Source organism: Neolewinella agarilytica (assembly GCF_900110645.1).
In the GTDB taxonomy this organism is placed as follows: Bacteria; Bacteroidota; Bacteroidia; order Chitinophagales; family Saprospiraceae; genus Neolewinella; species Neolewinella agarilytica.
In genome coordinates this window covers 35943-59740 of the sequence record NZ_FOFB01000018.1, presented here as the reverse complement: position 1 = coordinate 59740, position 23798 = coordinate 35943, and the positions used below count along the sequence as shown (strand labels likewise).

17 protein-coding genes are annotated in these 23798 nt (G+C 54.9%); 10 read left to right on the top strand and 7 right to left on the bottom strand.

Features of this window, described 5'->3' with window-relative positions; translation table 11 throughout:
- Nucleotides 1–8: 8 nt before the first annotated feature.
- Nucleotides 9–620, bottom strand: coding sequence for an L-threonylcarbamoyladenylate synthase (locus tag BM123_RS15800; RefSeq protein WP_090170268.1), 612 nt, complete (start codon nucleotides 618–620; stop codon nucleotides 9–11).
- Nucleotides 621–747: 127 nt separating this feature from the next.
- Here BM123_RS15800 and BM123_RS15795 point away from each other — a divergent pair, with 127 nt between their 5' ends.
- Nucleotides 748–1989, top strand: a complete 1242-nt coding sequence (locus BM123_RS15795; protein ID WP_090170266.1) for a M14 family zinc carboxypeptidase — start codon at nucleotides 748–750, stop codon at nucleotides 1987–1989.
- A 6-nt stretch (nucleotides 1990–1995) separates the two neighbouring features.
- On the opposite strand, the gene BM123_RS15790 is transcribed toward BM123_RS15795, so the two are convergent.
- From BM123_RS15790 to BM123_RS15780, 3 genes are all read right to left on the bottom strand, one after another.
- Nucleotides 1996–3729 carry a sulfatase-like hydrolase/transferase gene (locus BM123_RS15790; RefSeq protein ID WP_090170264.1) on the bottom strand — a complete coding sequence of 578 codons (1734 nt, stop codon included), beginning with the start codon at nucleotides 3727–3729 and terminating at the stop codon, nucleotides 1996–1998.
- 149 nt (nucleotides 3730–3878) lie between these two features.
- Entirely contained in the window at nucleotides 3879–4265 is a 387-nt protein-coding gene (locus tag BM123_RS15785) for a TraR/DksA family transcriptional regulator (protein ID WP_245748585.1), read from the bottom strand.
- 240 nt (nucleotides 4266–4505) lie between these two features.
- Nucleotides 4506–6398, bottom strand: coding sequence for a DUF4139 domain-containing protein (locus tag BM123_RS15780; RefSeq protein ID WP_090170261.1), 1893 nt, complete (start codon nucleotides 6396–6398; stop codon nucleotides 4506–4508).
- A gap of 366 nt (nucleotides 6399–6764) precedes the next feature.
- Between BM123_RS15780 and BM123_RS15775 the strand changes: the two genes are divergently transcribed.
- Nucleotides 6765–8162 (top strand): M28 family metallopeptidase, encoded by a 1398-nt coding sequence (locus tag BM123_RS15775; protein ID WP_090170259.1) that lies wholly within the window; start codon nucleotides 6765–6767, stop codon nucleotides 8160–8162.
- 103 nt (nucleotides 8163–8265) lie between these two features.
- Here BM123_RS15775 and BM123_RS15770 read toward each other — a convergent pair whose 3' ends face one another.
- Complete coding sequence (locus BM123_RS15770; RefSeq protein WP_090170257.1) at nucleotides 8266–9345, bottom strand: hypothetical protein; 1080 nt, start codon at nucleotides 9343–9345, stop codon at nucleotides 8266–8268.
- A gap of 443 nt (nucleotides 9346–9788) precedes the next feature.
- Between BM123_RS15770 and BM123_RS15765 the strand changes: the two genes are divergently transcribed.
- The 5 genes from BM123_RS15765 (at nucleotide 9789) to BM123_RS15745 (ending at nucleotide 16237) form a co-directional block, all read left to right on the top strand.
- On the top strand, nucleotides 9789–11825 hold the full coding sequence (locus tag BM123_RS15765) for an NADPH-dependent 2,4-dienoyl-CoA reductase (protein WP_090170255.1): 2037 nt from the start codon (nucleotides 9789–9791) through the stop codon (nucleotides 11823–11825).
- Between the two features lie 586 nt (nucleotides 11826–12411).
- Nucleotides 12412–13611 (top strand): type IX secretion system outer membrane channel protein PorV, encoded by a 1200-nt coding sequence (porV, locus tag BM123_RS15760; protein WP_090170253.1) that lies wholly within the window; start codon nucleotides 12412–12414, stop codon nucleotides 13609–13611.
- 210 nt (nucleotides 13612–13821) lie between these two features.
- Nucleotides 13822–14889: a DUF1015 family protein gene (locus tag BM123_RS15755; RefSeq protein ID WP_175489419.1), complete on the top strand. Its 1068-nt coding sequence runs from the start codon at nucleotides 13822–13824 to the stop codon at nucleotides 14887–14889.
- Nucleotides 14890–15177: 288 nt separating this feature from the next.
- Complete coding sequence (locus BM123_RS15750; RefSeq protein WP_090170250.1) at nucleotides 15178–15678, top strand: RNA polymerase sigma factor; 501 nt, start codon at nucleotides 15178–15180, stop codon at nucleotides 15676–15678.
- Entirely contained in the window at nucleotides 15668–16237 is a 570-nt protein-coding gene (locus tag BM123_RS15745) for a hypothetical protein (RefSeq protein WP_090170249.1), read from the top strand. Before BM123_RS15750 ends, BM123_RS15745 begins: the two co-directional genes overlap by 11 nt.
- Before the next feature lie 2 nt (nucleotides 16238–16239).
- On the opposite strand, the gene BM123_RS15740 is transcribed toward BM123_RS15745, so the two are convergent.
- A complete protein-coding gene (locus tag BM123_RS15740) occupies nucleotides 16240–17079 on the bottom strand; it encodes a sterol desaturase family protein (protein WP_090170247.1) in 840 nt (279 codons plus the stop codon).
- Nucleotides 17080–17709: 630 nt separating this feature from the next.
- On the opposite strand from BM123_RS15740, the gene BM123_RS15735 reads away from it, so the two are divergent.
- Nucleotides 17710–18495, top strand: a complete 786-nt coding sequence (locus BM123_RS15735; protein ID WP_245748584.1) for an ion transporter — start codon at nucleotides 17710–17712, stop codon at nucleotides 18493–18495.
- A 226-nt stretch (nucleotides 18496–18721) separates the two neighbouring features.
- Here BM123_RS15735 and BM123_RS15730 read toward each other — a convergent pair whose 3' ends face one another.
- Entirely contained in the window at nucleotides 18722–21349 is a 2628-nt protein-coding gene (locus tag BM123_RS15730) for a TonB-dependent receptor (RefSeq protein WP_090170245.1), read from the bottom strand.
- Between the two features lie 270 nt (nucleotides 21350–21619).
- On the opposite strand from BM123_RS15730, the gene BM123_RS15725 reads away from it, so the two are divergent.
- The gene (locus BM123_RS15725) at nucleotides 21620–22678 is read left to right on the top strand and encodes an NAD(P)-dependent oxidoreductase (protein ID WP_319922097.1); all 1059 of its coding nucleotides are present in this window, start codon (nucleotides 21620–21622) and stop codon (nucleotides 22676–22678) included.
- A gap of 439 nt (nucleotides 22679–23117) precedes the next feature.
- Entirely contained in the window at nucleotides 23118–23795 is a 678-nt protein-coding gene (locus BM123_RS15720) for a vWA domain-containing protein (protein WP_090170241.1), read from the top strand.
- Nucleotides 23796–23798 lie beyond the last annotated feature (3 nt).

Below are 23798 nucleotides of genomic sequence, written 5' to 3'. Positions count from 1 at the left end.
CTACTCCATCACTTCAACTCTCCGGCGCCTTCCCGGTAAAGCTCCGGTTCGTCCCCCGTACAAATGATAACGGTACTGGGCATCGTTCCTCCAATGCCGCCGTCGATGACGGCGTCCACCCGTTTTCCATAGGCATCGTAGATGTCTTGTGGGTCTGTGTAGTATTCCGAGATATCGTCTCCGGTCTTAAGACTGGCGGTGAGAATCGGGCGGCCTAATCCACGGACGAGGGCATCGACGATGTTATTGTCGATGATACGGACACCGATCGTCTCTTTGCGGTTCTTAAGGATCTTCGGCGTCTTGTTATTGGAGTTCAGGATGAAGGTGAACGGGCCGGGAAGGTTATGCTTCATAACCCGGAAAACGTCGTTGTTAATCGTTTTGGAATATTCGGTTACCTGGCTGATGTCCTGGCAGATGAAACTGAACATTGCCTTGCTGGGGTCAAGCCCCCGTAGTTTGGCTACGCGCTCTACGGCATTCTTATTGGTGATGTCACAGCCAATGCCGTAGACGGTATCCGTTGGGTAGATAATGACTCCTCCGTCTTCAAGGATGTCGATCATCTGCTGAATAAGACGTTGTTGCGGGTTTTCAGTATTGATGGATACGAGCATGGGCGGGTATGGTTTGGTTTATTTGGGCTTAATATAGGTGTACCGGATGAATTATTGGAAAGTATATCTGATGACAGAACCAAAAGGGGCTTATATTGCGTTATTCCTACGATCCTAAACTGACCATATGAGGTGGTATTTCCTGCTTTACTTGTTATTTCCATTGGTGCTCACGGCACAAACTTCTGCCTCCAGATTAGCGATGGCGGACGCTTACGAAGCAGGGAAAGTTGGCTCCGTCCCGCGTGCAGCCTATCCTACTTATGATCTTTACGTCAGGATTATGAATGATCTGGCGGCACAATATCCAGGTAGCTGCCGCCTCGAAAACTGGGGCACCTTGCCCTCCGGTCGTGAAATCCTAACCCTGCGAATTACGAAAAATATTGCCACCGCCGTTGGCCGGCCGCAGGTATTATGTACCGCTTCTATGCACGGTGATGAGACGGCGGGCTACTGGATGTTACTTCGGCTGGCTGAGGAACTGCTCAGGAATAATCCCGGCAGGTTGACCAACGATCTGGAAATTTATATCAACCCCTTAGCCAACCCCGACGGGGCTTTCGCCGGAGGAAACAATACCCTTAGCCGCTCACGGCGGGGCAATGCTCACGGTGTCGATCTGAACCGCAACTACCCCGACCCCGATGACGGGGCGCACCCTGACCGGCAGGAATACCAGCCTGAAACCACCATCTTCATGCGGGCCGCCAGGGAGCACAGCTTTGACCTGGCCGTCAATATTCACGCAGGAGCAGAAGTTTTTAATTACCCATGGGATACTTACCGGGACCGACACGCTGATACCGAATGGTGGCGACGGGTAAGCCGGGATTTTGCCGAAAGAGCGCAAGCCGCCAGCGGCCGGGATAATTACTTCCAGGACCGCCACAACGGTGTCACCAATGGCCATGATTGGTATCCCATTGCGGGCTCCCGCCAGGACTACATGAATTATTACCACCGTTGCCGGGAAGCAACCCTTGAAATCAGTGACGCCAAGCGGTTTCCCTCCCGTGACCTCCCGGAGCTCTGGACTTACGCCAGCCCCTCTCTGCTGGGGTACATCAGCGAAGCCCGCTACGGCTTCCATGGTACGGTGACGGACCGATACACCGGAGAGCCCATCAGAGCTAAGCTGCACATTCCTGGCCATGACCAGCGTAATTCCGCCATATTCGCGGATGGCAACAACGGAGACTTTCACCGTTACCTCTCCGCCGGAACCTATCAGATCGAGTTCTCCGCTAATGGTTATCGTAGCGAATGGAGAACCTTGTACCTCGACGACGGTGAGCAAGTGAATATGGACATTGAGCTGGAACGCCTTCGGCCCGGCTCCCGACCCGCTAAACGGGACAAGCGGTAGCCATCATCAATACCCGATACTAACCCCACTTTCCTGGTAGCCAATCCGCTGCGCTACGGCACGAAGTGTATCCCCCCTGACGTAATCAATGGGGCCGGTGTAAACCTGCCAGACAGGGTTTTTTTCTCCCGGCGTAACCATCTGGTAGGCGATTTGAGCACCCGGGGTTTTGCTGCTCAGCAGGAAGCGCCCCAGGCTGTCACGGCTGGCCTGCGGCCGGCCGGTAACGGGCATTTCTTCCTTCCCGTTCCAGAACCGGTCCACGAGTTCAATTTCGTTGATCGCTCCGAGGTCGCCTACCTCAGCGAGCCATTCATCCGTTGCGCCGCGTAGCTCGGCGAGCTTATCGGCGTAGTTCGGGTTCGCCGCCAGATTGTTGAGCTCGTAAGGGTCCGCCTGTGTATCGAAAAGCTCCTCGGCGGGTTTTGCTTTCCGGAACCACTGGGCCTGGGCATCGGTGAGGGTGCCGGCATCTCTTCCCTGAAGGAGAGATTGCATGGCGTTCATCTGCTCGCGGTAGACGACCGGGAGATAGTAGCCCCGCTCCGGGTAGTAATTGCGGAGGTATTTGAAGCGCCCGTCGCGGGCGGCCCGGATGCGGTCGTAAAAACCATCGAGGCGGTCAGAGGCGGCGAAGATGTACTTGCGGGCATCGGCAGCTTGCTCGCCGAGGATGGCCTGTCCCTGCAGGTAATCCGGCAGCTCGATACCGGCCAGGCTGAAGGCAGTTGGTGCCAGATCCACGAAACTGAACAAAGTAGAGTCAATCTCTCCCGCCCGGCGATCATCGGGCCAGGCAACAATCATGGGTACCCGCAGACCGCTGTCGTAAAGCAGTCGTTTCTGTCGGGGCAGCGGGCCGCCGTGGTCGCTGTAGAAGAAGATGATGGTATTGTCGGCTAACCCGTCTTCCTCCAACTGATCCAGTAGCAGGCCAACTTGCTGATCCAGAATTTCGATGTTACTGTACACCCGGGCTACGTCGGTGCGGGTGGGGGCATCGTCCACCAGATAGGGCGGCAGGGGGACATCATCGGGGGAAACCGTTAATGCCGGCCGCCCCGCGCCCTTAATGACGCCGGTTAGTTCCTCCACCGTTGAGGTGTCCGAAGAAAAATGAGGCCTGATGCGAAAGTGACGGGGGTTGGTTTGCCAAATCTGGCTCTCGTGAGTAACCTCCATGTTGAAAATACTGAAGAAAGGCTGCCTGGGGTCTTTACGATGGCGCCAGTGGGCTTTAGAACCCTTATCATCCCAGGCTGTTTTCGGGGCCCGAAGCTGATAGTCTTCTTTTCGGTTGTTGGAGGTGAAGTAGCCATTTTCCCGAAATACCTGAGACATCATTTTTACCTCCGGCGGCGGCAATGCGCCATAGCTGCCGGGCAGGCCGATGGCGCGTAGCTCGGTGGCTTTCCCGTAGCTCATAGTACGCATATTATGGCCGCCGATGCTGATCGGGTACATGCCGGTGGCGATGCAGTTTCGACTCGGCGCGCAGACGCCGGCGACGGAGAAAGTATTTGGGAAACGTACGCCCCGGGCGGCCAGCCGGTCCAGATTCGGGGTGTGGGCCGTGCTGTCGCCGAACATCGAGAGCATCGGGCTGATGTCTTCGCAGGTTAGCCAGAGGATGTTGGGGCGGTCTATCTCACTACGGGGGGCTTCCGTCGTTTCGGCGGCGCGGTCGCAGGTGCAGAGAAAGGTAAAGGAGAGGAGTAAAGTCGGGAGCCAGTGTTTCATGCGGGAAAGATAAAGAATAGGCGCAAAAAAGTCCCTTTTTGCCAGAACGACGGCTTCAGCCGTAGGCTAAAAACAAGCGAAGCGCGTTTTTCCATCTAAAAGGTCGAAGGCTGTCTGCTAAGAGGAACCGCGCAAAGCGCCTGTTCAGACTACGCACAACGCACACAAAAGGGGCTCTCCGGCATCAGCAGCAATCTTGGCGTCGGGATGGGCCGACTGCAGCGTTTACACAGCCCCAGTTTTGGGTCATCCAGATTCGCCTGCATGGTTTTAAGCCGGTCGAGCTTCTGGCGGGCGGTGCGCAGGGTGGCTTCCGTAACGGCTTTGTTGTTGATGGCGTCCATGCGGGAGACGCGGCCGATGGCATCGTCCGGCGTAACGGGGCCGGACATTTCTTCGTAGCCAGCGATCTTCTTTTCCGTCAGCGAAATCTGTTCGGCGAGCTTTTCGGCGAGTTGGGCTTTGTCGATCATGGCAATTACTTTCCAGCTAAGGTAAACAACCTGGAGGCGTTCTCCCGGCAGCCTGAGGTTCATGGCAGGGCAAACGCATCAAACTTCGTTTGCTACGTTTTTGATTGGCGATTGGCGATTTGCTTCGCAGTACTTCGTGCTCTCGATATTTGATTAGCTTCGCTGAGCCCTTCGGGGTTCTTGATTTGCTACCGCAAGTGACAGCTCACTGCGTTCGATCGAAACAAAAATCAACTATTAGGTTACAGTTTTAGATTTGATGCGTTTGCCCTGGGTTCATGGCTGCCGGGGAGAAGCAGACCGTTACTCCAGATTCACCGTCTGATGATTCGGGTACTTCACCGTATACCCGAATTGCATGCTGTGTTCTCCTTTTGGCTGTACAATGAGCTTAGCGGTGAGTATTCCCGTTCGCTCATCCAGGCGAAGTACACGGGGGATGTCAGTTTTGATCTCAATATCCTCATTCCCGCTCACGGGCACCTGATCCTTAATGGTGAGCTGAATGGGCTGATCCTTTTTATTCCGCACAGAGATGGTATAGCCCCGGCTATCGGTCTTCTTGTTGCCAAAGAAGTTTCTCTTCCGGTAGTCCTCCGTGGCTTTGCGTTCAATCACTACACCGGGGTCACGGCCTAAGGAAAGGTTCAGGGTGTCCGCAACCGTCTCCACGTTGAGGCGAGACTCACCGAGGTAAGTGCCCTCAAAAAAGAGGTTGATGTCTCCCGATAGCAGGTCGTATTGCTCCCAATCCGTAACCGAAGCAGTCAGGAAAGCGTCCAGGCTAAACTTGGGGACGGCGTAGTGCGTGTAAGTCGCCGGCAGCGTATGCCGCTTGATTTCTACTTCGCGCGCTTTCCCGTCGGAGGGGATATCGTAGGGTAGCTCAATATCGAAGTTGACGGTGGTCGCCCGCCGTTGGGTTTGTACGGGGACGGGGGCGGATGGGGCGGCTCTGGGAGCAGCGCTTCTGGCTGCCCGGCGACCCCTTGATTTTTTGGCGCGGTTGCTGCCGTACCCAGTAACGACTACCTCGTCCAATAACTCAGTTTCGGCTTGCAGTCGGGTCGTCATCAGTCCAGTAGAGACATTGACGAGTTGCTGACTAAAGCCGAGATAACTTACCCGAAGTTGGGTCGCACTGGCGGGTGCTTCCAGGTAATACTGGCCATCAAAGTCGGTCACCGTTCCAATCTCAGTGCCGGGAACGAGGATGGTAACACCGATCAATGGCTCCCCCGTTTCATCGGTCACTTTGCCGTGTAATTTCCGGAAACCGGTTTGTACTTGTGCTTTTGCTCCCGGCCGGTACACTGGCGGGCGGTTGTTGTAGCCCAGCCGCCACATCGGCAGGGTAGGGGCAATGGCGTTGGCCGAAGGGTCTCCGGTGCTGAGCTTCAGGCGCACGCCGGCCCAGTCTTCACCACTGTTCTGGCTCACTCTGGCGCGGTAGCGAAGGTCAACGGGCTGGCTGATGTCAGCCACCCGCACGTCGTAGTGCGGGACCCAACGGGCGTTGGGCACGAGATAGGTAATGACAAAATCGCTTTTGGTGGCGGATTTGTTTTGGGTGATGACGACGACCTCAGCGGTGGTTTTTACCTCTTCGGTTTTTCCTGCTTCGGCGAGCTGTTGCTGGAGTAAGGCCCGCTGATCTTTTAGTGAATCAAGGCTTCTGCTAATGGCGAGTTGCCGGAGCCGGATGTGAGTAATTCGCTCCCGGTGAAAATTGACCGCTTCCACCAGGTCCTGGGCGTCAAGACCGGTTTGCGGGCTGGCGACCACCCGGTTCAGGGCCAGGATGTCTTCTTCCTCTTTCAGAATACGGTAGCGGGTGCTGAGCAATGCTTTCTGCTCGTCGAGCTGATCTATTTGATCATAAATGTTATCGGCTTCCGGATTCTCTTTGGGCCGCTCATTGAACTTGAGACGGTGGCTTACGGAAAGAACAGTAAGGTCTTCGTCATCGGCCTTGATCTGGATACTCTTTGGATCCATCTCTGCCGTTAAGCCGGTGAAGACCAGTTGGTTTTTACCCGTAGCAGCTGAGACTTTCGCCATGCGGCTCACCTGCGCTCCTTCAAGGAAAACGGTGGCGTGGGTGATTTTGCTGGCGATGAACTGTTCGGTTTGGGCGGCGAGGGCGCTCGTCCATAAAATCAGTGCGAGAAATAAAAGCTTGCTCAGTTGGTGCATCAGGATGGTTTTTGGAAAGGTAGATGTATAAACATGCCGGAATGCATAACTACCCGGGAGCTATGCCGGCCTTTCTTTGCTTTTCAACCTCCTCTGCACCTGCGGCCGCGCCCAAAAATAGACAGGGCGCAGAATTCGCTCGGCGGAAGAATTAAAAATTGTCGCTAGTAATGAAATATCGGACACCCTCCCTCTTAGCGTCCTGGTGTTAGACTAGGGCAATCGCAAGCTCGGGTAACGCGGACGCTCGAAGGGACCTTGTAGCGTCGCGGAGCGACCTGCAAGCGTCCCTGCGTGGAGCTTGCGATTGCCCCGGTGTTAGACCACAAATTCCAATTTCTCTACCCATCCTTCGTAAATTGCCCCATGCGAATCACACTACTTTCCCTCCTCACACTATGTTCTCTGATCGTTTTTGGTCAGACTAATCCGAACAATGTTCCCACCGCGCCGCCCTCGGCGGATCAGCGATTATACGACATTGCGAATGCGGCTTCCGTAGAGCAATTGCGAACCGATGTAACCAGACTCGTGGGTTTCGGCACCCGGCACACGCTCTCGGACACGACCTCTTCCACCCGCGGCATCGGCGCGGCGCGGCGATGGATCTTCGATGAATTCAACCGCATCGGCAAAGACTGCGGTGGCTGCCTGGAAGTTTTCTTTCAACGGAATCTGGTAAAAGGTGATCCGGAATCGCGTATCCGCGAAGACACCTGGGTCGTCAACGTTGTCGCCATTCAGCGGGGCACCCAAGATCCCAACCGTATCATCATGATGAGCGGAGACATTGACTCCCGCATCAGTGACCCACTCAACGGAAAGGACGACAGCCCCGGTGCCAACGACAATGCCAGCGGCATGGCCGGCACTCTGGAAGCAGCCCGTATTCTCACGAAGTACCGATTCCCCGGCTCGATTGCCTACGTAGGGCTGAGCGGCGAAGAACAGGGGCTCTTTGGCGGCAAGGGGCTGGCCGAATACGTCAGGGAAAACGAGTGGGAATTACTCGGCGTCCTGAACAACGACATGATCGGAAACATCACCGGTGTTGATGGCGTGACGGACAATACTTCCTTCCGCATCTTCAGCGAGCCCTACTATCCGGACGATGCGAATGACGAACGCAAGAACATCTACCGCCGATTCTTCGGCGGAGAGGTGGATGGCCCCAGCCGGCAACTTGCCCGCTACGTTCATCGCCTCACCAAACAGTATACAACCAACCTCAACCCGATGATGGTTTACCGCCTGGACCGCTTTGGGCGCGGTGGCCACCACCGGCCTTTCAACGATGCCGGCTTCCCCGGTATCCGGATTATGGAGACGCACGAAAACTACACCCAGCAGCATCAGGACCTCCGCACCGAAGACGGGATCTACTACGGTGACCGCCTGGAGCACGTCAACTTTCCCTACGCCGCCAAGCTGACGGGCGTTAACTCCATCGTGCTGGCGGGGCTGGCCGCTGCACCTCCTCCTCCGCCACTGGTGATGATCGGTGGCACCGTGCGCCCCAGCGCACGCCTCAAGTGGGAGGCCCCAGAAACGAAAACCCCCATCGCCGGCTACTACGTCCACTACCGCCTGACGACGGAGCCCCAATGGACGCATAAACGCTTCGTGCCGGCGGATCAGATGAGCTACACCTTCACCAACATCGTGGTGGACAACTACTTCTTTGGGGTGTCCACCGTCGGGGAAGACGGGAATGAGAGCTACGTCGTATTCCCGAGTACGCTTATTCCACGGGGGACGAAGTAGCTAAAAAACAAGCCCCCCGGTAATGCTTTACCGGGGGGCTTGCCCTAAAAGGCCAAAGGCCGTCTGAAAAGGAGAAAGCGCGCAGCGCCTTTCACCGCTGCCGTTACCTGCCCATCAGTTGATAGCTGGAGGCTTCTGCTCCCGGAGGAATCACCTCGGCCGTCTCGCCACGAAGCTGATCGTAGAGCAGGAGACTGTCATTATTATTCATGCGGTTGAGCTTAGCATAAAAGCGGCTGACGAAGCGCCAGAGAATTTCCTGATCCACTTCGTTGAGCTCAGAAGTGTTAATCAGGCTGATCACGGCTTTGCGCTGCTCCCGGAAGGAGGAGGCAATATCCCGCATTACTTTGTCTTCCTGGGCGTAACCAAGGTATACGCGTTCGTAAATGCTGCGCTGACCGACTTCTGAAGTCGGGGTAGCGTAGGGGGCACCCACCCAACCGGTGAAGTCAAAGTCGTAGCCAACGGGGATCAGTTTGCCATTCGCCATTTTCACTATTTTGAGGTTGCGGGCCAGCGGTAAACTCCAGTCGCCGTTACCCACCAGGTACTGAAAGAGTGCGTGGGTGGCTTCTGCAGTAGCGTCAAAAGCTTCTGCTGGCTGCCCGAGGGCTTCCTCCACCTCTTCACCACCCAGGCGAGCGGCCATTTCATCCGTATCCTCGATCAGGAAGGCAGTTTCTGTTCGGTCAGGGTGGTTACCATTGCTGTCAACGTAGGTGATCTTTACCAACTGCACCCGGAAGCTGTTAGGGGTTAACAGGTGGTAAGCGCGGTAAGCGAGGTATTCCTTCATCACCAGATCACCTGCGAGAGGATCATCATTACAGGCCGTCACCAGCTTGTACTTATCGTGAGGATCAAGGCCGATAGCCTTCAGGTCCTTCTTGCTGAAGTTGAGTTTTAAGGGAGCGTAGTCGCAGAGATTGCGGCGGAATTTTCCGCGGATGTTAACGTCCAGGCTCCAACGCTGGCGCTGGCCATTGTTATCCGTAAACAGCAAGGTGGCTTCTTGCTTGTTCGGAGTTTTAGCCAGCAGACTGTCCATTGGTGCCTCCAGGCGAAGGGCAAGGGCTTGCTGCCTTCCTTCCGTGTAGAGGAGGTCGAAAATTGAGGTCGCAGAAACCATGAAAGGAAGCGCGATCAGGACCAGTAGAGAGAAAAGTTGTTTACTATTCATGCTCCGGAGAGTTTATGTTTTTTGGGCGCCAACGCAGGTTCGGGGTTTGGTTCTTTGATCACCTTTGTTTTGCCGCCGCAAAGATCTACTATTAAGACGTAGGTTAATGCCCTTTGTTCCCCGGTTAGTTACCGGTTGGAACCGAATTAATATTAGGTTTACGCAAAGGTCGTGCGGGCCTCCCAAAGGAAAGTGCCTATGTTTTCCAGCTTGCCGCATATATTATCGGATAGGAGGTTTTTCAGTCGAATTGGTTGTGCTGACAACACTTTTGACAGAATCAGGGGGCGGGGACTTCTTTTTCAGGCGTAAGAGGGGAATGACAAAACTTTAACATTCAGAAAGTGATCTTTTTTCTCCCGGCCCGCGAAATCCTGCTCTTTAAAAGAAAGTTTGCGAAAATTCGCTAGTTCCGCTCTTCCTAAACTAATTTTGGCGGTACCATGCAAAAGACAAACTACCCCCACCTTTTTGAACCCCTCGACCTTGGCTTTACCACCCTGAAAAACAGGGTGCTGATGGGCTCGATGCACACGATGCTGGAAGACATTGAAGGCGGCCACGAACGCCTCGCGGCTTTTTATGCGGAGCGTGCCCGCGGGCAGGTGGGCCTGATCGTTACGGGCGGAGTTGCGCCCAATAAGGCGGGCCTGGCGCTGCCCATCGGGCACCCGCTGGATACGGAGGACGAAGTCTGGAAGCACCGCCACGTCACCGACGCTGTCCACGCCGAAGACGGAAAGATCTGCATGCAGATTCTCCACACCGGCCGCTACGGTTACTCGGAGCACAACGTCTCCGCCAGTGACACCAAAGCCCCCATCTCGCCCTTTCCGGCCCGTGGCCTGACGGGCGAGGAGGTAGAGCAAACCATTAAGGATTACATCAACTGCGCCCTGCTGGCGCAGCAGGCCAATTATGACGGAGTGGAGATCATGGGCTCCGAAGGCTACCTTATTAATCAGTTCATCGTCTCCAAGATTAATCGCCGGGACGACGAGTGGGGTGGAGCCTACGAAAACCGGATTAAGTTTCCGCTGGAGATCGTCCGCCGCACCCGTGAGGCCGTTGGCCCGAACTTCATCATCATCTATCGCCTCTCGATGCTGGACCTGGTAGAAGGCGGCAGCACCTGGGAGGAAGTGGTTCACCTGGCTAAAGAGATTGAAAAAGCCGGAGCCACCATCATCAATACCGGCATCGGTTGGCACGAGTCGCGGGTGCCGACGATCGGTACGATCGTGCCGCGGGGAGGTTTTGCCTGGGTTACGAAGCGTATGATGGGAGAAGTCAGCATTCCCCTCATCGCCACCAACCGGATCAACAGCCCCGAAATGGCGGAGTCCGTGCTGGCGGATGGTTGTGCCCATATGGTAAGCATGGCCCGGCCTTTCCTGGCGGACGCTAACCTGGTACGCAAAGCCATGGATGGTCTTCCGCAGGAGATCAATACCTGCATTGCCTGCAATCAGGCTTGCCTCGATCATACCTTTACCTTGCAGGTGAGCAGCTGTATTGTCAATCCGAGAGCCTGCCATGAGACGGAGATCAACTATGCACCTGCGTCAGCGCCCAAAAAGCTGGCCGTCATTGGTGGTGGTCCGGCCGGCCTCGCTGCCGCTGCCGTTGCCGCTGAGCGCGGGCACGACGTAACGCTCTACGAAGCCAGCCACCGGCTGGGCGGGCAGTTCAATATGGCCACCGTCATCCCCGGAAAGGAAGAATACCAACAAACTATTCGCTACTACTCCGTTATGCTGGAAAAGCACGGCGTACAGGTGCTGCTGAATACTAAAGCGACGGTCGAAGGGCTCGCCTCCGGCGGCTACGACGACATCGTTATCGCTACCGGCGTTACGCCCCGCCGGCTGGATTTCCCCGGTATCGATCACGCTAAGGTGCTCGATTACGCCGAAGTGCTCTCCGACAAGAAGCCCGTCGGTAAGTCGGTAGCCATCATCGGTGCCGGCGGCATCGGCTTCGACGTAGCGGAGTACCTCAGTCATGATTTTGACCACCCCAGCGTCAGCCTGAACGTCGAAGAATACATGAAGGAATGGGGCGTAGACATGGACTATGCCCGTGGCGGTTCTCTGGCCGAATCTCCTAAGCCGCTGCCCAGCCCCCGGGAAGTTTTTTTGCTCAAGCGCTCCAAGGGAAAACACGGTAAGGACCTGGGTAAAACCACGGGTTGGATCCATCGTAGCAGCCTTGCTATGAAACAGGTGAATATGCTGGCCCAGTGTACTTACGAAAAAGTGGATGACGAAGGCCTGCACATCACCGTCGCCGGGGAGGCACGAACTTTAGCCGTAGATAATGTCGTGATCTGTGCCGGGCAGGTGCCACTGAACACGCTGGCAGAGGCATTGACCGCCGCCGGGCAGTCCGTTCACTTGATCGGCGGCGCAAGAAATGCTAAAGAGCTGGATGCGAAGCGGGCCATTAAGGAGGCTTGCTTGCTGGTGGCGGAGTTGTAGAGGAGCTGATATATCGAATAGCTAATTTTGCTCCGATCGAACACAGTGAGCTGTCACTTTCGGCAGCAAATCAAGAACTCCGAAGGGGTCAGCGAAGCTAATCGAAATCTCTGCTGCACGCGAGGCACTACATCTCAGGCTTCGCCGCTCTTGCGTACCTCGCTAAAAGTTTAGATCCGTCCCTATCGGGACTACGGATATTTGAAGGTGACAAATCTATCGTACTGTTTGGAGTTTAATGGAGGGTGTTCGATTTTATCGCATATCGCATATCGCATATCGCATATCGCATATCGCATATCGCATATCGCATATCGCCTACTTCCATACCCCTGTGTTTTCGATGATTATTGCCTCGTTTTAATTTAATGGCAACAAACCACCAATCCTCTCCCTACCGTATCTGTGGCATAGACCGTACTTTTGCGGTCGCTATTTCATCCCCCGAAAAATAAGCGGAAGTCGGAAACCGTTAAAAAAGCCTTAACACACACATTGCCGTTCCATTTTGGCGATTTATGTTCAGGCACCTGCAAATAATCCCCTCCAGCGGTGCAACTTCTTTTCGGAATATCACAATAGACAAATGCAAAGAATCTTACGCAACTTCCTGAGCCTGGTGGCTCTCTGCCTGTTTACCCTATCTCTTGGCGCTCAAAATGCCTGTGTACTTGACGAAAACGGTCGTGCCGTCCAGCCCGGTACGGGTGGTGATTGTGTCAACACCGTTGTTTCAGCCGTTCCGTTTTTACGGATCAACCCGGACGCCCGTGGTGGTGCTATGGGAGACGCCGGTGTGGCTCTGTCAGGTGATGCTAACTCCATGCACTACAACGCCAGTCGTCTGGCGTTTGCGGAAGAGGACTTGTCCCTCGGTGCTACTTACACGCCCTGGCTACAGGCCCTGGGCCTGAACGATGTATACCTCGCCTACCTGGGCGGATACAAGAAGCTAAACGATCAGGAAGCCATCGGTGCTTCCCTGCGCTACTTCAGCCTGGGAGACATTCAGTACACGGACGTTAACGGTCAGAGCACCGGTACGGGTAAGCCCAACGAGTTTGAGTTCGCCCTGGCCTACACCCGTAAACTCAGCGACCGCTTTAGCGCCAGCCTGACGGGTAAGTACATCAACTCCAACCTGGCCGCTGGCCAGGAAGTAAGCGGGGTGGTTCTTGAAGCCGGCCAGGCTTTTGCCGCTGACCTGGGCTTTACTTACCGTAATGACGATACCAGAAACGATAACGCTTTCGCCATCGGAGCCGCCATTTCTAACATCGGCTCAAAAATCACCTACACACAGGATACCGTTCGCGACTTCCTGCCCGCCAACCTGGCCATCGGAGCAGCTTACACCTTCCGCTTTGACGAGTACAACGAGCTTACGCTTACGGCGGAGACCAACAAGTTACTGGTGCCGACACCTTGTGACGGTACGGATGTCAACTGTGATCAGGACGTGATCGACGACCAAAGCCCCATCGCTGCCATCTTCTCCAGCCTGAGCGATGCGCCCCAGGGCTTCGGCGAAGAAATTCGTGAGTTCACCTGGAGCGTAGGTGCAGAATACTGGTACGATCAGCAGTTTGCGGTACGTGCCGGTTACTTCCGCGAAGACCCCACCAAAGGTGGCCGTCAGTACCTGACCGCAGGTCTGGGCCTGAAGTATAACATCTTCGGCCTCAACTTCAGCTACCTTGTGCCTACCAGCCAGCAGCGTAACCCACTGGATAATACCCTGCGCTTCAGCCTCCTCTTTGACTTTGGCGCTCAGGCAAGCCGGTAAATCGAGAATATCCGGCGAGTGTTAAAATCGGGCCTTTGGCGAAAAACCCTCTTCTCCCAACAATTTTAACAGCTTGTCACCCGTATAATGCATATATCCGGTTGCACCCGGAATAAGAATTTTTATAACTGGGGTTTAGTTCAGGAAAGGTATGGCACTTGTGCCATGCCTTTCTCTTTTCTAGTGTACCTTTCCGGCAACTCCGGAGATATGCCGCTTAGTTTAATCCCATTCCCTCAACACTTCCATCCTCCTTTCGGTGTGACGGAATCATTGCCCGTTTGCCGCAATGGGGTAAGAAGCTTTCCAGAAGGGACGCTGCAGTCGTTTGATCAGCCAGCCTTCGCCGAGATTATCATCCGGCGATACACAAACGGAGCGACCAGTAGAGGAATATGCGGCTTACTGCCAACGGCTGCCTTTCGGGACGGGCGCATAAAGCCACACGAAGAGACCCTGCTGTCCCGGCTGGAACGCCAGGAACATTTAATCAGGGAAGAGCGCGGAGCCCTGGGTAAGCCGGTATTGCTAACGGTAGCCAGCCTGAAAGACTGGTGGGACCGGCAAGACAAGAACTACGCCCCGGACGGAAAAGATATTGAGTTTGCCGGTGAAGACAACTTTTACCGGCTGCGGACTTACCTGCCTAAAGACAAGAAGCAGCCAGCGGCCTTATCATTGGATAATCTGGGGACGATGGTTATTGCCGACGGCCACCACCGGGCCGAAACGCACGCCAGGCTTATGGCCGCAGGCGCGGATTTCTGTGAGTACATCCCCGTTTGCCTCATCGGGGCCGATGAGTTGCACGTGGGCATTTTTGCCCGCCTGATCCATGATCAACGATCATTGGAAGAGCTCCTTCCCGCCCTTAAGCAGTTCTTTAGCGTAGAGGCCATCGAGGAACCATTGGCGCCCGAAGCACCGGGCATTTGGTTGCTCGTGAGCGGAGAGCGCTGTTTTCATCTCCGCAGGAAAAAAGATACCGCCACATTGCACGATGCTGACTGGCTGGAACACACCGTCCTGCCCGCCGTTTTTGACATCACGGACACCCGGTCTGATGAGCGCATTGAGTTTGAGGCCGTGACGGACATTGTTGATGGCAAAATGCCTCTTTTCCCTCGCCCGGACAGGCTTAGCCTCTACGGCTATCCGGTCACGAACGATGCTTTTTTCGCGGAGGTCGATGCCGGGCGCTGTTTTCCACCAAAGAGTACCCGATTCGAGCCACGGGTGCCGAGTGGGCTGGTGGTCTGGATGCCGCAAGGGGAGTAATGATAGTATGGTAGTAGTGGTGGTATGATAGTAATAACTGGTCGAGTTGACCAGGTCCATCAGACAGGCTGAGTCACCCATACACCGGTGGGATATAGTGGTTTTTCATTTGCCTGATCCCTACTACGATACTATCAATACTATCCCTACTATCAATACTATTTTACGGCGCTACCGCAGGTGCAAAGGGAAGCTCATAGAGCAAAGTGTTAAGAAAACCTTAAAGCCTTTGTCCACCGTAAGGATTCGTCTCTCCGCAGGAACCAATGGAGGTGAAGTACATAATCAATGACCACTACCGAGCGGGAAAACATTTACGCAAGCTGGCTGCAGGAGCACCGGGGCATCCTTTTCAAGGTTATCCGTGTGTATGCCCATCGTCAGGAAGACCGGGAGGACCTCTTCCAGGAAGTTGCTTTGCAGCTTTGGCGTTCGGTTGATTCCTTCCGGGGAGACAGCAGCCTCACAACCTGGATCTATCGCGTCGCGCTCAATACGGCCATGAAGTGGAAAGGGCGGGAAGAGGCCCGCCAGCAAAGGGTAGGGGAGCCAACACTGATCGCCGAAACTGACCAATACGAAAACGAGCAGATCAACTGGCTGTACCAACAAATTGGAAAGCTCTCCAAAGTAGACCGCTCCGTCATTTTACTCCTGCTGGAAGGGTTTAGCTATCGGGAAATAGCCGACATCATCGGGATTTCAGAAAGTAATACGGGGGTTAAAATTCACCGAATTAAGCAACAACTGGCGGAGGCCGCCAAATCAACGGACCACTATGCAATTTGATGAACTGCAGACGCAATGGTCTGCCCAAAAAGAAGAAGATATGTATACCATAAACCAGGAAGCCCTTCGCCAGCGAGTGCAGCAAAAAATGGTTAAAGCGGATCGTTTCTCGGACTTCATGGAGAAAATGCTGCTAGCGATATACCTGATCTTCGGAGGCGGCCTGATGGTCTTTTTGCCCGGAAGAGAGGAACAAGAGCTTGCTCCTTACCTGATTATGGCGTCCATGCTCTTATTCGCAGGCTACGTGACCTACGTGAGGATGCAACGACTGCGGGCTTCCGGAACGTTTGACCGGACGCTTGCCGGAGATGTGAATCAGGCCATCTCTGACACCCGCCACCGGGTGAGAATATCCTTTATGGGCTTATTGTCCATTCCACTGATTGCGCTCTTTTCTTTATATCATTTGTGGATAGAGGACAAGCCCGTCTGGGTCCTGGGCCTCGTGACGGTGTTATTCTTTCTGTCCTTTCTCGCCGGAAACTGGGAGCACCGGAACTGGCACAAAGGAAAACTGGAAGAATTGCTGCGGATGAAGGAAGAGTTAGGGCAGTAGCCTCAGTTCAGCTGATCCAACTCATGATCAACCGTAGAAGACCGCTCGAAGGGAATACGCAGCATCCGCCCGATGCTCTGGTGGTCGTCCAGCTCCATGTGCGTGTCCACGCCGTAGACCAGCTTCCGGTTGTCGACCTGTGAGTAGGTGCCAAAGAGCCGGTCCCAGATGCTGAAAATGTTGCCAAAGTTCGTGTCCGTATAGGGCAGGCGATAGTGGTGGTGCACGCGATGCATGTCGGGGGTGACGAATAGCAGGCCCAGTGGTTTGTCGATCCACTTCGGGACGGTGATGTTGGCGTGGTTAAACTGACTGAGCACCACGCTCATGCTCTGGTACAGAAATACCAGCCAGATCGGCGCGCCGAAAACGACTACGGCGGCCGTGGTGAATACAAAGCGGATCACGCTCTCTCCGGGATGGTGGCGGTTGGCGGAAGTAGTATCCAGGTGCTGATCCGTATGGTGGATGAGGTGAAATTTCCACAAAACCGGCACGCGGTGTTCCGTCCAGTGCGCCAGGTAGGCGCCGCCGAAATCCAGCAATAAAAGCCCTGCGATGGCCGTCGCCCAGAGCGGCATATCCAGCCATTGCAGCAGGCCGAAATTGTTCGCCACGACCCAGTCACTACTCCACACCAGGATAAAGGCCAGTACAAAGTTGACCACAATGGTGGTGAGCGTAAAAAAGATGTTGATTCCGGCATGTTTCCATTTCGAAGCCCGGAAGGTGAACAGCGGGACGGCGCTTTCAATAATCCAGAATAAAGCAATGCCGCCCACCAGAATGAGGCTTCGGTGGCTGCTGGGGATAGTTTCAAAGTATTGCACGATCGATTCCATGCGGGCAAGATAAGAAGTTAGGTAATAAGAGTCAGGTGAATCAGGGGCTAACATGAGGTCCTGAAATTAACCGTCCGGACCCAAAAACGGCTTAGGCTGCGTCGCTTCGCGCCTTGCCTGCCGTTTTATGGATCCGACCGCCTCCGCTGGCGGGTTGGTTAGATAAATTGGGCGCGCAGCGACAAATTTTCCGTCCGGATGCTTGGAGTGAACTTAGTAGTGACGGCCGGTGTGTATCACGAGATGCACGATTCATTAAAAAAACCTCTCCCCCGGCCCCCAGGGCTAACGCATACTCGAAGCCGGACCCTCACCACGAAGCAGCCCCGAAGGGAAAGGAACATTTTATCCTTCGCTCCGCTACGGAAAATGCACACTTCGAGGTCCTAAATTGGCAGTCTAGGACCTCGAAGTGTGCTCAGCCATGGAGCCGGAGGCGAAATTGCTGAGCTCCTTTGAGCGTCCGGTGAGTATGCGTTAGCCCTGCCCCCGGCCCCTCTCCTCCGGAGAGGGGAGACGTCTCAGGCGGCTTGACCGTGCATTTCGTGATACACACTGACGGCCGAAGCCATCCCCCCATTTCCCGATATGTCGTAAGTTGCGGGCCGATTCGGAAAAACACCTGCATTGATGTTAAAGCGATTTTTTCTCAGTGAACGCGCCATGCTTACGGCCATCATCATCAATGCGGTGGTGATCTTTGCACTCTATTTTCCAGAGTTCAAGGGCAATTGGTGGCTGCTGGCCATTGATCATGCCTTCATCATTTTCTTCCTGGTGGAGGTGATCGTCAAGTTAGCCGTACTGAAGCCAAAAGAGTACTTCGCCGCCGCCTGGAACCGCTTTGATTTCATCATCGTCATGGGGAGTTTGCCCGTTTTCCTGGAAGGCGTGGTCCACATCCCCGAAGCAACCGGACTACTCATCTTATTACGTCTTTTCCGCCTCGTTCGCTTAGTTCGCTTCCTGCGCTTTATTCCCAACATCGAACAGGTGATGTCCGGCCTGGGCAGAGCGCTAAAAGCCTCCGTCTTCGTGCTGGCCGCACTGGTGTTTCTCAACTTCATGTTGGCGATCATCACCTGCCACTTCTACGCTGACATCGCCCCGGAGTACTTCGGTAACCCACTGGTAAGTATCTACAGCATCTTTCAGCTCTTCACCCTGGAAGGCTGGAACGAAATCCCCGCCGCCATCGTCAAGTCAACGGATAGCCCAATGACCATCGGGATGACCCGCTTCTACTTCGCCATCGTCGTTGTCCTCGGTGGCATCTTCGGTATGAGCCTGGCCAACGCCGTCTTCATCGATGAAATGATGATGGACAACAACAAGGAACTGGAAGACAAAGTCGATCTGCTCACGGAAGAAATCCGTGCGCTGCGGGAGTCGTTGACGGAGAAGGAAAAGGGGTAAGGGGAGTAAGGGAGTAAAGGGAGGAAGGAGTAAAGGAGTCAACGCCCAGAGCATTTAAGGAAGTCAGCCCCTGCTTCCAAAAAAACTTCCCTCTGCACCTGCGGTCCCGCGCCCTGAATAGTAATGTAGTTTGGTAGTAATGTAGTGCTGCCGCATGGCTCCGGCACCACATTGCCATGCGGCAGCACTACAGAACTACACTACTACAAAACTACACTACTAAAAACTACTGCCCCGGCCGGAAGCGAACCCCCACAACCCCCCAAATGCCATACTGGCTGGTGGAGCGGATCAGGCTGTCACCTTCGCCGGGAACGCCAATCCATTCCTCGAAGGAGTTGTCCGTCAGGTTATTCAGGCGCAGGTAGACGGAGATGTTTTTGATCAACTCGTAGTCCGCAGATAAGTCCAGGGTAAAGAGGCCGTTGAGGTAGATGGCCTCCTCGTCCAGCAGACGATCAAAGACCCGGCCACGGTAATTGCCCGCAACGACCACGCTCAGCCGCGTGGTGGGGTTGTTGTAGACAAAGCTAAGGTTCGCACTTTGTCTCGGCGCCTGGGCGAGCGGCAGGTCATCGTCGATGTTGCCGCCATATTCAACCGAAATGGCGTTGAAATTATAGGTGCCGTTCACGTTGATGTAGCGCAGGCCGGAATTGGCTTTCAGGAAGCCAAGGTTCTGGTACAGGCCCATTTCGAAGCCCGCAATGCTGGCCTTCTCCGCATTGGTCACCGTCGAAACGTAAACCGGCCGCCCGTTGCCGTTAAAGAAGGCAGAAGAGGTCGTCAGGGTCGGATTGTCCAGAAACTTGGCGAAAAGACCGAAGGAGATCAGCCCGTCCCGCCGCCCGTACCGCTCATAGGCCAGGTCGATGTTCCGGCTGGTAATGGTGGCTACCTCGGGGTTGGAGACGGAAAACTCGTCAATCGAGATCAGGGGAATCGCACCACTGCTCAGCGGCCGGTAGCTGGCGTAGTTCGGCCGGCCGATGGCATCGTAGTAGCTGAACCTGATCTGGCGGTCGCGCCGAATCCGGTAGGTGACGTTCAGGCTCGGCAACAGATTGTTGTTGTCGAACAAAATGGTGTCAACGGCATTACGGGCTTCCACCCGGAGGTACTCATAGCGCAGCCCGGCAGAAAGCGATAAGCGGGAACTGAGGTTAGCCGAATACATCGCATAGCCGGCGGCAATACGCTGCTTGGCGTCGTATTGCCGGTTATCATCCAGGAGCTCGCCAATTTCTGACTGGATGGGCCTGTCCGTCAGCGGAGCAAAGGTGCCGGCGGGGATCGTCGGGCCGGTGCCCTGATTCTCCCGCAGACTGATCGCGCCGTAAGTTCTGTCTTTACTCCGGTATCTGGCCCCGATGCGCAAAAAGCTGTTGCGGGCCTCCGTCAGATAGCGGGTGATGTTCATACTGCCGATGGCGACGGTCTCTTCCAGAGCGACCTCGTCCTGAAAACGGTCCATCAGCGTGTAGGCTTCGTCGGTGATCTGATCGTTGGGCGTCAGGCCCAGTAGCTCGTCGTTGGTCAGAAGCGGACTGTTGGCGGTGAACGATTCCCGGAGGCGGTTATTCAACTCGTCCGTACTCTCGCTAAAGCTCAGTTGGTAGTCGAGTTTCGTCATGGGGAAGTTGTTCTCCACTTCCAGGGCAACCAGCCGGAGTATCTTTCGCTGCTGCCAGCTGCTGCCAATCCGCTGGGCCAGCCCTTCGCCCGCCCTTCCGTTGGAGGCAAAAAGCTGGCGGTGCTCAACGTCTTCCGTGACGGCGTTGTAGCTGTAACTCAGCCGCATCCGGTTGTAAATGCTGGGGCGTAGCTCCACCGCTCCCACAACGCCGGCCCGCTCCGTTTGCCGGTTTATGTCAGCGGGGCGGGAGCTGTACAGTTCGGTCCCCCGCTGGTTGGGCTGCCCGTATTCGAAAAGTTGCTGCCGGGTGCCCCGGTTTTGCTGCAGGTAACTGCCGGCGATCAGGGCGTAGACTTTTTCGTCGCTTAGCTCAGAGTTGAGTACGCCGGCCAGTTGCGTAATCCCGGTTTTCTGGCCGGGGTTACCGTCAAAGCCGAAGTTGCTGCCCCCGCCTGCCTGCAGCAGTACCTCAAACTTTTCCTCGGGCTGGCGGACGTGAAAGTCGACCAGGCCCGCAATGGCGTCTCCGTCCATATCCGCCGTCCGGGCCCTGACGACGCAGACCTCATCCACCAGGTTACTCTGGATGATGTCCAGGCTGCCCGACTGATCCTCCTCCGGCTGAATGGTGGGCAGCCGCTGTCCGTTCAGCGCCACGGCCGTGTACTGCTCCGGCAGGGCCTGCAGCTGAACGATCTGGTTGTTGCCGGCGTCCTGAATGAGAGACACCCCCGGCATTCGGGAAACGGTCTCCGCCATCGTAATGTCGGGGTATTTGTTAAAAAGTTCGGAATGAATAATCGTCTGGTTGACGATCGAAGATTGCTGGTTGCGCAGCGCCTGTGCCTGCCCCGTGGCGCGCCGGCCAAAGACGATCGCTTCCGGAGCGTCCACGAAGGATTCTGACAGCACCACGTCGATCTCAATCTCCCGCTCGGTGGTGAGCACCCGGAAGGTCGTGTCAAAATTTTCGTGGCCAATGTAGCTGACCAGCAGGCGAATACGCCCCGGTGGCACCTCAATGTGGTAGTGGCCGTCAATGTCCGTTGCATCCCCGATTACGGAGCCGATGACCTTGACGGTGGCACCGATCAGTGTTTCCCCCTCCGTATTGCTGACCGTGCCGGATACGCCGGCCTCCTGGGCGGAAAGGGAGCAGCTTAACCCGATACCTGCCAGGAGGAAAAGACAAAATCGGATGGCGGTGAAAAAGTGCATATAGTCGGATGATTGAGTGTTCTGGCGCTGAACGCAGGTGCAAAGGAAAGGATAAAGAAGCAGTGGGGGAGCTGCCGTAGCTGGTTTCTGCGGGAAAAGGTGGTTTTGGGGGGGACTCTTTGATGGCGCGGACGCTCGAAGGTCCCGCAATACTGCGGGACGCTTCGAGGTCCGCTTAATCTGCTGCAGGAACCCATCGCCTGTAACGCAAGGGTTCGCTCGGGTGTTTTCGTTGGCCGAATGGTTTAACGGCCCGCATCCTCTCGTCGGATGAGTCAAGCTATCGCAAGGCTCGGCCGACGAGCGAATGCTAGCGACTACCACGAAAACCTAAATATCGGACCCCCAGCCCGCGAAGTGAAAAAACATATATATTACACCGCAACCCACCCACCCATGAAAATCGTCTTCCTCGACACCGAAACCGTCGCCGACCTACCCGAAGAACTCGACAAATTCTCCCAACTCGGCCAATTCACCGGCTACCGGGCCACGAGCCCGGAGCAGGTCGTGCCCCGCCTGGCCGGGGCCCAGGTCGTCATCACCAACAAAGTGGTGATCGGCCAGCCGGAACTCGACCAGCTGCCCGACCTCAAACTCATCTGCGTGGCCGCCACGGGCACCAACAACGTAGACAAGGAGGCCGCCGCTGCGCGCGGCATCCCCGTCCGCAACGTCAGTGGCTACAGCACCAACGCGGTGGCGCAGCTGACCATCACGGCCCTGTTCACCCTGGCGATGGACCTCATTCACCTCAACGAGGCGGTCTATGACGGCACCTACTCCAAATCCCCCTCCTTCAGCTACTGGCGGCAACCCTACTACGAGCTGGGCGGCGCCCGCTACGGTATCATCGGCATGGGCACCATCGGCCGCCGGGTGGCGGAGCTGGCCACCGCCTACGGCGCTAAAGTCGTCTACTACTCCACCTCCGGCCGGAATACCGACCAGCCCTATCCCGCCGTCTCCCTCGACGAACTGCTCACCACCTGCGAGGTTATCTCCATCCACTGCCCCCTGACGGACGCCACCCGCAACCTCATCGGCCAGGCCGAGCTCGCCAAAATGAAAGCCTCCGCCTACCTCATCAACGTCGCCCGCGGCGGCATCGTCAACGAAGCCGCCCTCGTCGCCGCCCTCAACGACGGACAGATCGCCGGCGCCGCCAGCGACGTCTTCACCACCGAACCCATCCCAACGGATCACCCCTTCCTCAACGTCAACGAACGCCACCGACTCCTCCTCACCCCACACATGGGCTGGGCCAGCGTGGAAGCGCGGATGGAACTGCTGGCGGGGGTGAGGGGGAATGTGGGGGAGGGGTGGTGAGGATATTTTTTTCCTTTTGGTTGGCCTGTAGAATATTCGTACAACTGAGATGTTTGGCCGAACAACGAAATGGCGGCGAGCGGTTTATTGGAAACAACGTAACTTTTAGTTGTTGGAAACCCTCGATTTTATTAGGTTTACAGTTGTAAAATATTCGTAGGGGAGTTGATTGAATGGAATGTGGGTGTTAATCGTTATGCCCCATGAGAAAATACAAAACAAGAAAATTTTACAATTATGAGCTATTCAAATGATGAAGTATATTACTGCGGAAAATGCAGAAGACAACAACAGCCAAGAGAGGGCGAAAAATGCAAAATTTGTGGAAAGCTAACAGTAAGTTGGCACACAAACAGAGAAAAGGAATCTGATGCCATTAGGAAATGGAAACAGGTAAACGGATAATTAATCAATTAGTTCACTTTTAAATCAGACAATCATGTCAGACAATTTTGAACAGTTTCCTGAAATAGGACAAATAGACACACCCAAACAATTTCACCAATTAGGCATTTTCGTTTTGGACGGAAGTGGGTCAATGGCTGGACAAGCACAAGGAGGGGTGACAAAAGCGGATGCAGTTAATATTGCAGTTAGGGACTTACTAACTCGTTTCAAAGTCAGCCGTGTGAAACAGAATTTCTCGTTTTCTGTGGTCACTTTTGATACCTCAGCACAGTTGAGAACTCCAATAACAGAAGCATCGAACATTGATGACAATGATGATTACAACCCCCTGAATGGTCATGGTGGTGGGACAAACATTTTTGAAGGATTGAAAATTGCGGAACAACAAGCAAATGACTTTCTAAATCAAGCAGATGGAGACGGTGTTCCGCATAGTGTTATTATACTTGTTATGACAGACGGAGCTTGTTTTAATCCAGGACTGACCGTCCAAACTTCTGAGAATATCAAAAATGGACCAAGCGGGGGTAAGATTACCATTTGTAGTACTTTTTTTGGTCAAGTAGGTAATTCCGATGAAGGAGCTAAAAACTTGTTGCGAGACATTGCGACTGATAGAGTAATGGGATTCAAGGAAGTTTATGACGCTGAAACTCTTCGCACTTTCTTTGAAAAGTCAATTTCATCTGCATCAGGTGTGACAATTTAGAGT